The 11,674-nt window shown below is 71.6% G+C and carries 13 protein-coding genes and 1 pseudogene; 6 read left to right on the top strand and 8 right to left on the bottom strand.

Annotated features, from left to right (window positions below; all coding sequences use genetic code 11):
* Positions 1 to 430: toll/interleukin-1 receptor domain-containing protein (locus G3I65_RS34800; protein ID WP_160699862.1), on the bottom strand; the 430-nt coding region annotated here is incomplete at its 3' end.
* Between the two features lie 304 nt (positions 431 to 734).
* Between G3I65_RS34800 and shbA the strand changes: the two genes are divergently transcribed.
* Positions 735 to 1,370, top strand: coding sequence for an RNA polymerase sigma factor ShbA (gene shbA / locus G3I65_RS34805; protein ID WP_166640960.1), 636 nt, complete (start codon positions 735 to 737; stop codon positions 1,368 to 1,370).
* Between the two features lie 3 nt (positions 1,371 to 1,373).
* Here the strand turns inward: shbA and G3I65_RS34810 are convergent, their stop codons facing one another.
* From G3I65_RS34810 to G3I65_RS34820, 3 genes are all read right to left on the bottom strand, one after another.
* Positions 1,374 to 1,676: a cupin domain-containing protein gene (locus G3I65_RS34810; protein ID WP_125313215.1), complete on the bottom strand. Its 303-nt coding sequence runs from the start codon at positions 1,674 to 1,676 to the stop codon at positions 1,374 to 1,376.
* A 23-nt stretch (positions 1,677 to 1,699) separates the two neighbouring features.
* The gene (locus G3I65_RS34815) at positions 1,700 to 2,227 is read right to left on the bottom strand and encodes a sigma-70 family RNA polymerase sigma factor (RefSeq protein WP_160699864.1); all 528 of its coding nucleotides are present in this window, start codon (positions 2,225 to 2,227) and stop codon (positions 1,700 to 1,702) included.
* A 133-nt stretch (positions 2,228 to 2,360) separates the two neighbouring features.
* Positions 2,361 to 2,726 carry an RNA-binding S4 domain-containing protein gene (locus tag G3I65_RS34820; RefSeq protein ID WP_309235882.1) on the bottom strand — a complete coding sequence of 122 codons (366 nt, stop codon included), beginning with the start codon at positions 2,724 to 2,726 and terminating at the stop codon, positions 2,361 to 2,363.
* Between the two features lie 209 nt (positions 2,727 to 2,935).
* Here G3I65_RS34820 and G3I65_RS34825 point away from each other — a divergent pair, with 209 nt between their 5' ends.
* Positions 2,936 to 4,489 carry a GMC oxidoreductase gene (locus G3I65_RS34825; RefSeq protein ID WP_160699865.1) on the top strand — a complete coding sequence of 518 codons (1,554 nt, stop codon included), beginning with the start codon at positions 2,936 to 2,938 and terminating at the stop codon, positions 4,487 to 4,489.
* Positions 4,490 to 4,535: 46 nt separating this feature from the next.
* Here G3I65_RS34825 and G3I65_RS34830 read toward each other — a convergent pair whose 3' ends face one another.
* Positions 4,536 to 5,021 carry a carboxymuconolactone decarboxylase family protein gene (locus tag G3I65_RS34830; RefSeq protein WP_160699866.1) on the bottom strand — a complete coding sequence of 162 codons (486 nt, stop codon included), beginning with the start codon at positions 5,019 to 5,021 and terminating at the stop codon, positions 4,536 to 4,538.
* Complete coding sequence (locus G3I65_RS34835) at positions 5,018 to 6,094, bottom strand: dihydrodipicolinate reductase (RefSeq protein WP_160699867.1); 1,077 nt, start codon at positions 6,092 to 6,094, stop codon at positions 5,018 to 5,020. Before G3I65_RS34835 ends, G3I65_RS34830 begins: the two co-directional genes overlap by 4 nt.
* A 116-nt stretch (positions 6,095 to 6,210) precedes the next feature.
* Between G3I65_RS34835 and ilvD the strand changes: the two genes are divergently transcribed.
* Positions 6,211 to 7,902 carry a dihydroxy-acid dehydratase gene (ilvD, locus tag G3I65_RS34840; RefSeq protein ID WP_160699868.1) on the top strand — a complete coding sequence of 564 codons (1,692 nt, stop codon included), beginning with the start codon at positions 6,211 to 6,213 and terminating at the stop codon, positions 7,900 to 7,902.
* Here ilvD and G3I65_RS34845 read toward each other — a convergent pair.
* Positions 7,803 to 9,242, bottom strand: a complete 1,440-nt coding sequence (locus G3I65_RS34845) for a class I adenylate-forming enzyme family protein (protein WP_160699869.1) — start codon at positions 9,240 to 9,242, stop codon at positions 7,803 to 7,805. The two genes, ilvD and G3I65_RS34845, sit on opposite strands and share 100 nt — an antisense overlap.
* Before the next feature lie 13 nt (positions 9,243 to 9,255).
* On the bottom strand, positions 9,256 to 9,669 hold the full coding sequence (locus G3I65_RS34850) for an SsgA family sporulation/cell division regulator (protein WP_125313222.1): 414 nt from the start codon (positions 9,667 to 9,669) through the stop codon (positions 9,256 to 9,258).
* Between the two features lie 335 nt (positions 9,670 to 10,004).
* On the opposite strand from G3I65_RS34850, the gene sigK reads away from it, so the two are divergent.
* The 3 genes and pseudogenes from sigK to G3I65_RS34865 all read left to right on the top strand — a co-directional run.
* Positions 10,005 to 10,601 (top strand): ECF RNA polymerase sigma factor SigK, encoded by a 597-nt coding sequence (sigK, locus tag G3I65_RS34855; RefSeq protein WP_160699870.1) that lies wholly within the window; start codon positions 10,005 to 10,007, stop codon positions 10,599 to 10,601.
* Positions 10,598 to 11,299, top strand: a complete 702-nt coding sequence (locus G3I65_RS34860; RefSeq protein ID WP_160699871.1) for an anti-sigma factor domain-containing protein — start codon at positions 10,598 to 10,600, stop codon at positions 11,297 to 11,299. The genes sigK and G3I65_RS34860 overlap by 4 nt, the downstream gene beginning before the upstream one ends.
* Before the next feature lie 27 nt (positions 11,300 to 11,326).
* Positions 11,327 to 11,674, top strand: a pseudogene (locus tag G3I65_RS34865) (molybdopterin-binding protein); the annotation flags it as partial.

The following is an 11,674-nucleotide window of genomic DNA, read 5'->3' on the forward strand; positions in this document are numbered from 1 at the left end:
GCGCCGGCAGCGCTTCGGCGGTCACCGGACCGGTGAAGAACTTCGCGTCGGCCAGCTCGACCGGCGCGAGGTGCTCGGTCCCCGGTTCCGGGTTGATCACCAGCACGCGGTCCGCGGGATCGCCGTGGCGCCGCGCGGCGACGAACGCGGCCGTCAATTCCCACTGGCACGCGTACCGGGTGGGCAGAATCCGCGAATAGTAGGCGAGCAGCACGCGCGAGCCGGCGATCGCGTCCGCGAGTTCCCGGGTGATCGGCTCGAAAACGCCGATGCCAGTGTCGCGGAACACGCGCAGCCCGTCGGCGCGCAGCGCTTCTTCGATCCGGTCGACCGCGGTCGCGCTGCCGGCGTCGGCGCGGGTGAAACACAGGAACACGTCGAATCGGTCCGCCGTGCGGGCGCCGGACAGACCGGGATCGGGATCCGTCATCGGGGAACACTCTCCGGTGGCGTCAAGGGGCGGCATTTCAGTGGGTGATCATGAGGGGGTCCTGGTGGTCGGCGGCGGTACGGGCGGTGGATCGGCGAGCGGCCCGTTTTCGCTACCGCTCTTCGCGCGCGGGCAGGAATTGTCAAGAATTTGACCGGAAGTCCGGTGGTGTCCGGCGGGGCCGCCGACCAGGCGGTTTCTGGTTAACGGACAACTTGTGGACAAGAAGTGCGGGTGTGCAACGTCCCTGTTCAGCGCCTCGATAACCGAATTGTTCGAACGCGAGGAGGGACCCGTGGAAACCATGATCCCGGCGGCGCCGGAGGCAGTGGACGGCTATTCCGTGCCGGCGGACTTGCCGCGGCCGGCGGGGAAGCTGGGGAAGGAGGAGCTCGACCCGATCGTGGCGGCCGCGCGGGCCGGGGACCCGAACGCCGTGCAGGCGCTGCTGCGGCTGGTCAAGCCGACGGTCGTGCGGTACTGCCGCGCGCGGATCGGCGGGCGGGACCTCTCCTACCTCTCCGCCGACGACGTCGCGCAGGAGGTGTGCCTGGCCGTGCTGAAGGTGCTGCCCGGGTACCAGGACCGCGGCGGCTCGTTCCTGTACCTCGTGCGGGCGATCGCCGCGAACAAGGTCGCCGACGCCTTCCGGTCCGTGGCGCGCGACCGGTCGAAGCCGGTGCCGGAGCTGCCGGACCGGCCGCTCGGCGGGAACGAGCCCGAGAGCCACGTCCTGGACCTCGACCTCGGGGCGCGGCTGGGCAAGCTGCTCGCGCTGCTGCCGCCGCTGCACCAGGAGATCCTGTCGATGCGGATCGTCGTCGGGCTGTCGGCGAACGAGACCGCGGACGCGCTGGGCATCTCGCCCGGCAACGTCCGGATCACGCAGTACCGCGCGCTGACCAAGCTGCGCGGCATGATCGCCGACCGCGGGCTGTGAGCGCTACTCCAGCCACTCGGTGATGAAGTGGTCGCTCTCGTGGATGTGCACGGCCTCGTAGACCCCGGGGCCGAGCACCGCGAACTTGTGCGCGACGCCCGCCGGGACGACGAGCACGTCCCCGGCGCCGCCGTCGCGCTGCTCGTCGCCGATGGTGAACCGGGCGCGGCCGCGGATGATCACGAACGTTTCGGCGTACGGGTGCCGGTGCAGGCGCGGCCCGGAGCCGACGACGTCCGTGCTCTCGCGGATCACCGAGATCCCGGACCCGACGTCGCGTCCCTCGAAGTTCTCGCTGTCGCTCACCAGGCCAGGGTAGCCCCGGCCGCTCAGCCCGCGACCGCTTTGCGCAGCTGGCCCAGCGCCCGGTGCTGGGCGACGCGCACCGCGCCCGGCGTCGACCCGACCACCGCCGCCGTCTCCTCCGCGGACAGGCCGACGGCCACGCGCAGCACCAGGATTTCGCGCTGCTTGTCCGGCAGGACCCGCAGCAGCTTCGCCATCCGCTCGCCGAGTTCGCGCCGCAGCGCGTGCTGCTCGGGGTCCAGCGTCGCGTCGCCCTCGTCCGGCAGCTCGGCGACCGGCTCGGCCCGCCGCCGGGCGGCGGCCTTGCGGGCGGCCTCGACGTGGTGGCGGGCGATGCCGCAGACGAAGATCGGGAAGGGCCGCTCCGGCGGCCGAGCGGGCATCGCCTTCAGCACCGCGAGGCAGACGTCCTGCACGACGTCATCGGGATCCTGCCCAGTGCCGAGCCGGGCGCGGCAGTAGCGCACGACGAGCGGCCGCGCGGCGGCCAGCAACCGGTCCGGGGTCGCGGTCTGATCGCCATGACTCCTTCGCCCCGTCGCCCGTGTCACGTACCGGGACTACCCGTTTTCCCCGCGAGCGGACCCGGGCGCGGCGAATTCCCCGCTCTGTCCGGCCAGGCCGGGCCGGGGGCGGCGATCCCTCGATCAAGTCGCCGGATGACCATCGACGGTGGCCGGGCCGCTAGGGCTCCTGGTGCCGGAAGGCGTCGAGCACGCGACGCTCCCTTTTGGTCGGCCGGCCCGCGCCACGGTCCCGGCGGGCGACCGGGATCGCCGTTTCCGGGGGTGGTTTCGGGGTGCGGTCCACGTAGCACGTCACCGCGTCCGGGGCGCCGACGCGCTTCTGGATCACGCGGACGACGTCGAGGACCTTGGTCGTGCCGCCGATGCGCAGGCGCACTTCGTCGCCGGGGACGACCGTCGTCGCGGGTTTGGCGGGCTTGTCGTTGACGCGCACGTGGCCGCCGCGGCACGCCGCCGCGGCGTCCGGGCGGGTCTTCGTCAGCCGGACCGCCCAAAGCCAGCGGTCCACACGGGTGGACTCCACAGTCGTCCATCATGGCCCATTCAGCGGAACCGCCGCGCAACCCGGGGATGTTACCGGCGGGTATATGTCGACTTGTCTGCACCACTGAGTTATAACCTGTTCTATTATACCTCAACGGTGAGGACTATCACATGCGTGACGAATCCATGTGGAGTACAGCTTCTGGGGCAGTTTCCCGTCGTCTTTTCATCGCAGGAACCGGTTCTATCTTGGCCAGTGCCGCACTGGCCGGAAAAGCCGCCGCCGCGCCAGCCGCCCCCGCCTCGATCCCCGACGGCGCCGACGTCTCCGCGCTGGTGATCGGCACCGGCTACGGCGGCTCGGTCGCCGCGCTCCGGCTCGCGGAAGCCGGCGTCGATGTGCACATGGTCGAGATGGGCATGGCCTGGGACACCCCCGGCTCGGACGGCAAGATCTTCGCCAACACGACCAGCCCGGACCAGCGCTCGTTCTGGTTGCGCACCAAGACGAAGCAGCCGCTGTCCAACTTCCTCGGGTTCCCCATCGACAAGGACATCCCGCGCTACACCGGCATCCTCGACGCCGAAGAGTTCAGCGGCATCACCGTCTACCAGGGCCGCGGGGTCGGCGGCGGCTCGCTCGTCAACGGCGGCATGGCCGTCACGCCCAAGCGGGAGAACTTCGGCGCGATCCTCCCCACGGTGAACGCCGACGAGATGTACAACACGTACTACCCGCGCGCCAACGCCGGGCTCGGCGTCGCCACCGTGCGCCCGGCCTGGTTCGACACCACCGACGCCTACCAGTACGCCCGCGTGGGCCGCAAACAGGCGCAGCGGTCCGGGTTCCCGTTCGTCTTCGTGCCCGACGTGTACGACTGGAACTACATGGAGCAGGAAGCCGCCGGCACCGTGCCGAAGTCGGCGCTGGCCGGGGAAATCCTGTACGGCAACAACTACGGCAAGAAATCCCTGCAGAAGACCTACCTCCCGCGGATCGCCGCGACCGGCCGCGTCACCATTTCCCCGCTGCACCGCGTGACGCAGGTGGTGCCCGCGTCCGGCGGCGGCTACACGGTGACGATCGAGCAGCTGACCACCGCGGGCGCGGTGTCCGCCATCAAGACCGTCACGGCGGCCAAGGTGTTCTTCGCCGCGGGCAGCGTCGGCACGAGCAAGCTGCTGGTGAAGCTGAAGGCGACCGGCGCGCTGCCCAACCTGAACGGCGAGGTCGGCAAGGGCTGGGGCGACAACGGGAACGTGATGTGCGGGCGCGCCAACCACATCTGGGACCCGACCGGCAGCCTGCAGTCGTCCATCCCGTGCGGCGGCATCGACAACTGGGCCGCGGGCGGTGCCTTCGCGGAGGTCGCGCCGCTGCCGACCGGGATCGAGACGTGGGCGTCGTTCTACCTGTCCATCACGAAGAACCCGAACCGCGCGCAGTTCACGTGGAACCCCACCACGCGCGCGGTCGAGCTGAACTGGCAGACGGCGTGGAAGCAGCCGTCGATCGACATGGCGAAGACCATCTTCGACAAGATCAACGCGACCGAGGGGACGATCTACCGCACCGACCTCTTCGGCGTGTACAAGATCTGGGGCGACCACCTCACCTACCACCCGCTCGGCGGCGCGGTGCTCGGCAAGGCGACCGACAACTACGGCAGGCTCGCCGGCCACCCGGGCCTGTACGCGATCGACGGTTCCCTGATCCCGGGCAACACCAGCGTCAACCCGTTCGTCACGATCACAGCCCTGGCCGAGCGCAACATCGAAAAGATCATCGCCACCGACTTCTGACCCGCGGGTCGTGAGTGTTCGGTAGGGTTCTAACCCGACTGAACACTCACGACCGGTGGGACGGCAGGACGCAGACGGTGTCCAGGCCCAGGACGTGGTTCAGGCGGCCGAAAGCGAGCCACGCGCCGAGGCTCATGCTCAGCTCGACGATCTCCTTTTGCGTGTACTGGGAAGACATCCGCTTCCAGAAGTCGTCGTCCAGGTTGTGGTGGTCCAGGGTGTACCGCTCGGCGTACTCCGCCGCGAGCCGCGTGCGCTCGTCGAAGCGGTCCGTCGTGCGCCACTCCAGGACCGCGTCGGCGAACTCCTCCTCGACCTTCACGCCGTCGCGTTCGGTCCGCCAGTCGAGGCAGAACACGCACCCGTTGATCTGCGCGATCCGCAGCCGCGCGGCCTCGAACTCGCGCAGCCCCAGCGTCGTGTGCTCGTACACCGCCAGCGAAAACTGCGAAGCGGCGATGCCGATGCCGGGCACCAGTTCGCCCCAGACGTAGCCGATCGGGTCCTTGCCCTCGGGGATGTCGATGTTCACGAGCGCCTCCTTCCGAGCTTGCCGGCTGCCGGGCGCAGCGGGACGTCGAGTGCGTCGTAGAGACCGGGTTCCGCCTCGGCCAGCCAGTCGATCGCGCCGACGAGCCGGCCGACGGCGGTGGCATTGCCGCCCGCCGAACGGTTTTCGCCCTCGTCGGAAGCTTCGACGCTGACCTCGATGCGCGGCCGGCCTTCGATGATCACGCGGTGGGCGCCGTCCCCGCTGGGCGGCGTCGGCCAGTCCGGCGCGCACGACGGGTGGATCCGCGTCACGTGCTCGATGACGATCCGCGGTTCGCCGTCGACGATGCCCTGCACCTCGAACCGCGCCGCGCCCTGCGTGCCCTTTTCGAACTCGCCCATCGTCCGCGTCGACACGGTCTCCTCAAGCGGACGCCGTTGCAGCGTCTCGCGCAGCTCGTCGACCTCGACGCCGAGGCCGCGCGCGATCAGCCGGACCTGCCCGCCCCACACCATCGACGGCACGCCGGTCATCAGCATCGGCGGGTCGTAGTCCATCGGCTGGCCCATCCCGACCAGGTACCGGACGGAATCGGGCTGCTCGTAGGTCGAGTAGTCGAAGATCTCCTGGCAGCGGATGACGTCCACGTCCGTGCCGAGCCCGCTGATCAGCAGCGGCAGCACGTCGTTGCCCCAGCCGGGGTCGACGCCGGAGACGAACAGCGAGCCGCCGCCCTCCTTGATCGCCGCGAGAACCGGGTCGCGCAGTTCGGGTGGCGCGTTGCGCTGGTCGTAGAGCGGGTAGAGCGCCGGCGTCACGACGACCGCGCCCGTGCCGACCGCGCGGACGATGTCGGCGAGCGCGTCGTCGAACCGGACGTCCCCGGAAGCGGCGTAGACCACCGCCCCCGGATGCGCGCCGAGCACGGCGTCGATGTCGTCGGTCGCCGCGACGCCGAGGTCGCCGACGCCGGCCAGCGCGCCCGCGTCCTTGCCGACCTTCGCCGGGTCGTGCACCAGCACGGCGGTCAGTTCCAGCGCCGGATGGGCGTCGACGGCCCGGATTGCCGCACGGCCGACGTTGCCCGTGCCCCACACCACTGTGGCGATCATCTGGCCGAGTTTTCGCCGGTTCGCGCGGGCGCGGGAAGCGATTCGTTCCGGCCAGCGGACCGCGCGGACGCGGGTAGCATGCAGTGCGTCCGAACGTCGTACCGGAGGGCCCCGCGATGACGATCGATCCGAAACCCCGCAGCCGCACGGTGACCGACGGGATCGAGGCCGCGCCCGCGCGCGGCATGCTCCGCGCCGTCGGGATGGGGGACGGCGACTGGCGCAAGCCGATCATCGGCGTCGCCAGTTCGTGGAACGAGATCACGCCGTGCAACCTGTCACTGGACCGGCTCGCCCAGGCGTCGAAGGAAGGCGTGCACGCGGCCGGCGGCTACCCGCTGCAGTTCGGCACGATCTCGGTGTCCGACGGCATCTCCATGGGCCACGACGGCATGCACTTCTCGCTGGTCTCACGCGAGGTCATCGCCGACTCCGTCGAGACGGTCATGCAGGCCGAGCGGCTCGACGGCTCGATCCTCCTAGCAGGCTGCGACAAGTCGCTGCCGGGCATGCTGATGGCCGCCGCGCGCCTCGACCTCGCGTCGGTGTTCCTCTACGCGGGCACCATCGCCCCCGGCTGGGTGAAGCTGACCGACGGCACCGAGAAGGACGTCAGCATCATCGACGCCTTCGAGGCGGTCGGCGCGTGCCGCGCGGGCCGGTTGGGGACCGCCGACCTGGACCGCATCGAACGCGCCATCTGCCCTGGTGAGGGCGCCTGCGGCGGCATGTACACGGCCAACACGATGGCCTCGGCGGCCGAGGCGATGGGGATGAGCATGCCGGGCTCGGCCGCGCCACCGTCCGCGGACCGCCGCCGCGACCACTACGCGCACCTTTCGGGTGAAGCCGTCGTCGGGCTGCTCGAAAAGGGCATCACCGCGCGCGACATCCTCACGCGGGAGGCGTTCGAGAACGCGATCACCGTCGTGATGGCTCTCGGCGGCTCGACCAACGCCGTCCTGCACCTGCTGGCCATCGCGCACGAGGCGAAGGTCGAGCTGACCCTCGACGACTTCAACCGCGTCGGCGACCGCGTCCCGCACCTGGGCGACCTGAAGCCGTTCGGCAAGTACGTCATGCAGGACATCGACCGCCACGGCGGCATCCCGGTGCTGATGAAGGCGCTCCTCGACGAGGGCCTGATCCACGGCGACGCGCTGACCGTCACCGGCCGCACGGTCGCGGAGAACCTCGCCGAGCTGGACCCCGACCCGATCGACGGCGAGGTCCTGCGGCGGCTGGACAACCCGCTGCACCCGACCGGCGGCATCACCATCCTGCGCGGCTCGCTCGCCCCCGAGGGCGCCGTCGTGAAGTCCGCGGGCTTCGACACGGCCAACTTCGAAGGCCCGGCGCGCGTGTTCGAACGCGAGCAGGAGGCGATGGCGGCGCTGAACGAGGGCCGGATCGAGGCGGGCGACGTCGTCGTCATCCGCTACGAAGGCCCCAAGGGCGGCCCGGGCATGCGCGAGATGCTGGCGATCACCGCGGCGATCAAGGGCGCCGGCCTCGGCCGCGACGTCCTCCTGCTGACCGACGGCCGGTTCTCCGGCGGCACCACCGGCCTGTGCATCGGCCACGTCGCCCCGGAGGCGGTCGACGGCGGCCCGATCGCGTTCGTCCGCACCGGCGACCGGATCGCCGTCGACATCAAGGCGCGCAGCATCGACCTGCTGGTGGACGCGGCCGAGCTGGCCGCCCGCCGTCAGGGCTGGGAGCCGTTGCCGAACAAGTTCCCGGAAGGTGTGCTCGGCAAGTACGTCAAGCTGGTCAAGTCGTCGTCGGACGGCGCCGTCACGAGCTGAGCGAGCGCGCGCTTGTCGACCTTGCCGACCTCGGTGAGGGGCAGCGCGCTGACGAAGTCCACGGCCGCCGGGACGTAGTGCTCCTGGCCGAAGGCGGCCCGGGCGCGGGCCCGGACGTCCTCGGCGGTGACCGGCCCGGTGGCCACGACGACGGCGTGCAGCAGCTGCCCGTCCGGGCCGGGAACGCCGAAGACGGCCGCGCCCGTGATCGCCGGGTGCGCCGCGATGGCGTGCTCGACGACGGTCGTGGGGACCTTCGTGCCGTGCTCGCCGACCACGACGACGTCGTCCGCGCGGTCGAGCAGGTACAGGTAGCCCTCGTCGTCGAAGCGGCCGAGGTCGCCGGTGCGCAGCCAGCCGGCGCCGACGTCCGGGCCGCCGAGGTAACCGTCCATCATGGACAGTCCGCGTACCTCGACCTCGCCGTCGGCGGTGAGCCGGGCTTCCATGCCGGGCACGATCCGGCCGACCGAGCCCAGCCGGTCCGGCCGGTCGATGAGCTCGGCGGCGGAGATGCTGGCGATCATCGGGGCTTCGGTGAGGCCGTACCCCTGGCCGACGACCGGCCCGAACACGTCGAGCGCCTGCGCGAGCCGGTGCGGCGGCAATGGCGCGGCGCCGAGGGACAGCGAACGGACGCTGGTGAGGTCGGTGCTTTCGCGCGCGGGGTGGTCGAGGACGGCCGCCAGCCGGGGCGGGGTCAGCGAGAGCGTGTCGATCCGGTGCTCCTGGATCGCGGCGAGGACCGCGCCTGCGTCGAAGCCGTCGTGCACCACGACGGTGTCGCGCCGCAGCAGCGCGCCGAGCACGGTGGCGTTGCCGGTCATGTGCGTCATCGGGGCGACGAGCAGCGTGCGGCCCGGGCCGTCCGGGGACGGCGCGAAGATGTGCGCCATGCCGTCGTAGATGCCGCTGTGGCGGATGAGCTTGGGGGTGCCGGTGGTGCCACCGGTGGGGAAGAGCAGGCGGACGGCGTCCGGCGGGTCGAGCGGCTCGGGCTCGCCGTCGAGGTCGTCGAGGGTGCGGACGTCTTCGCCGGGCCAGTGCTGCGGGCGGTCGGTGACGACGGTGGTCACGCCGGGGTACCGCTGCCCGTCCGGCGCGGAGGCCGGGACCAGGAGGACGGTCGCCCCGCGCAGCAGGGCGGCGAGCTGGACGAGGACCGTCTCGGGGCGGTTGCGGAGGTCGATCGCGACGACGCCGCCCACGCCGAGGCCCGCGTGCAGCCGGCGGAGGCGGTCGCGGGCCTGGTGGTAGGTCGTGACGCCGTCTTGGATGAACAGGGGACGGTCGCCGCCGTCGTCCAGCGCGTCGAGGACCTTCGTCAGGAAGAAGCTCACGCCGGGACGGTACTCAGTCCTGGTAGGAGAGCTTCTCCAGCTCGGTGTCGAAGTCGAACCAGTCGCTCTCGCTGCCGGCCGGGACGACGTCGTAGGTCCGGTCCAGGAAGGCCGCGATCTCCTTCGCGGGCGCCTCGAGCACGGCGGCGCCGTCGGGGGAGGTCAGCTCGACGACGACCAGGGCGGGGTCGCCGGCGGGCCCGATCCGGACGTCCCCGTCGCCGCAGCGGGCGAGCAGGCCGTCGGCCAGCAGGTCGCGGCCGAACAGCCACCGGACCGCGCTCGGGCCGGCGTGCAGCACCACGGCGACCGCGTAGGGGTCCCGGGTGTCGTACTCCAGCTCGGCGGGCACCGGCCGCGGGCCGGCCCCGAAGGTGCGCAGGGCGAAGTCGAGGCTGGCGCTGGTCACGCTGTGCGGGTCGCTCATCGGACCCCCTTTGCTACTCGTCGGTTAACTTCGGCTTGTTCCAGAGATAACGCATAGTGAGGTCAACGCCCAGCGTTCCGAAAAACTTTCACACTTCGGGGTGATCAAGAAGTGTCGGAGGTCACCGTCGGCATGGCCGAACGGGCACTTTTTCACGCCCCGTGATGCGCGCCGGAACTTCGCTTTCGGAGCCGCCGCGCTCCCGGATGGGTCGCTGCCGCGGAGTTGGGCCTTCCGGGTGGGAAGGGCCACTGACCACCAGTCCGCGCCGCCGTCCGGCCGCGAACCCCTGCCGAGGCCGGAGGGCGTGGTGGGTGACGTGGAGGTTGCCGGACATGGGTGAGCGTGGACGGCTACGGCTGCATCCGGGCGAAACGCCGGCGTCCGCGCCGAGCGCCGAGGACCTGCTGCGGCGGGTGGCGGCGGGGGACGAGGCGGCGTTCTCGTCGCTCTACGACCTCGTCGCCGGTCCGGTGCTCGGGCTGGTGACGCGCGTGCTGCGCAACCACGCGCAAGCCGAGGAAGTGGCCCAGGAGGTGCTGGTGGAGGTGTGGCGCAAGGCCGCGAGGTACGTCCCGGAGCGCGGGAGCGCCCTTTCGTGGGTGCTGACGATCGCGCACCGCCGGGCCGTCGACCGCGTGCGCTCGCACCAGGCCGTGCTCGACCGGGAGGACCGGGCCGGGCGGATGGATGTGCGGCGGCCGTTCGACGAGGTCACCGAGTCCGCTTTGGCCGGTCTGGACCAGCAGCGGGTGCGGCAGTGCCTGTCCGCGCTGACCGAGCTGCAGCGCGAGTCGATCGTGCTCGCGTACTACAACGGCTACACCTACCCCGAGGTCGCCGAGGTGCTGAAGGTGGCGCCGGGGACCGTGAAGACCCGGATCCGCGACGGCCTGATCCGGCTGCGTGACTGCTTGGGGGTGGACCGATGACCGCCGAGCTGCACACGCTGACCGGGGCCTACGCGCTCGACGCCGTGTCCGATGTGGACCGTGCGGAGTTCGAACGGCACCTCGGGGAGTGCGCCGCCTGCCGCCAGGAGGTCGAGGAACTGCGCGCGACCGGTGCCCGGCTCGGCGTGGCCGCGGAGGTGGCGCCGCCGCCGGAGCTGAAGCTGGTGGTGCTCGCCGACGTGGCCCGCACCCGCCAGCTGCCGCCGAGGGTGCCAGTAGTGCGCAAGCTCAGCCGCGCCAAGACGTGGCAGCTGCGCGTCGCGCTTTTCGGCGCCGCCGCGGCGGCCGTGGTGGCGGTGGTCGTGGCCGCCGGCGTGCAGACCACGACCGTCCCGCGGCAGCAGGCGGATCCGGTGCTGGCCGCCCCGGACGCCACGGCGATCCGGAGCTCCGGCCAGGGCAACGCGACGCTCGTGGTGTCCCGCAGCCGCCACCAGGCCGTGCTGCTCGCGTCCGGCCTGCCCGCCCTCGACGCGGCGCACGTCTACCAGGTCTGGCTGCTCGGCAAGGGCGGCGCGCACTCGGCCGGCCTGATGCAGCCGGAGTCCCCGGACCGCATGCGCCCGATGGCGACCGCGGTGCCGCCGGACGTCGACCGGATCGGGATCACGGTCGAGCCCGCGGGCGGTTCCGCGGGCCCGACAACCCCGGCGGTCACCCGCATCGACCTGACCTGACCGCTGAAACCCTGTGACAGGAGCGCGATGAGCACCACGACTGCGGACCGGCCGGTGCCGGTCGTATCCCGGCTGCGCCGGTGGGTCGCCGCGGCGCTGGGGGTCGTGGCGCTCGCCGCGGCGCTCGCGGCGGGGCACCTGATCGCCGGGCTGGTCGGCGTCAACGCGTCGCCCTACCTGGCGGTCGGCAACGGCGCGATCGACCTGACCCCGGTGGGGCTCAAGGACTTCGCGGTCCGCACCTTCGGCACCTACGACAAGCTCGTGCTGCTGTCGGGGATGGCCGTCGTCATGGTGGCCGTCGCGGCGGTGGCGGGCCTGCTTTCCCGCCGCACGCCGTGGCCGGGGATCGTCGTGATCAGCGGGTTCGGCCTG

Origin of the sequence: Amycolatopsis sp. SID8362, from assembly GCF_010550475.1 — a bacterium.
GTDB lineage: Bacteria > Actinomycetota > Actinomycetes > Mycobacteriales > Pseudonocardiaceae > Amycolatopsis > Amycolatopsis eburnea.

Bases quoted from the DNA above. Each gene is read 5' to 3' on its own strand.
- shbA (WP_166640960.1), top strand. From the start codon at position 735: ATGATCCCGGCGGCGCCGGAGGCAGTGGACGGCTATTCCGTGCCGGCG.
- G3I65_RS34835 (WP_160699867.1), bottom strand. From the start codon at position 6,094: ATGATCGCCACAGTGGTGTGGGGCACGGGCAACGTCGGCCGTGCGGCA.
- ilvD (WP_160699868.1), top strand. From the start codon at position 6,211: ATGACGATCGATCCGAAACCCCGCAGCCGCACGGTGACCGACGGGATC.
- G3I65_RS34850 (WP_125313222.1), bottom strand. From the start codon at position 9,669: ATGAGCGACCCGCACAGCGTGACCAGCGCCAGCCTCGACTTCGCCCTG.
- sigK (WP_160699870.1), top strand. From the start codon at position 10,005: ATGGGTGAGCGTGGACGGCTACGGCTGCATCCGGGCGAAACGCCGGCG.
- G3I65_RS34860 (WP_160699871.1), top strand. From the start codon at position 10,598: ATGACCGCCGAGCTGCACACGCTGACCGGGGCCTACGCGCTCGACGCC.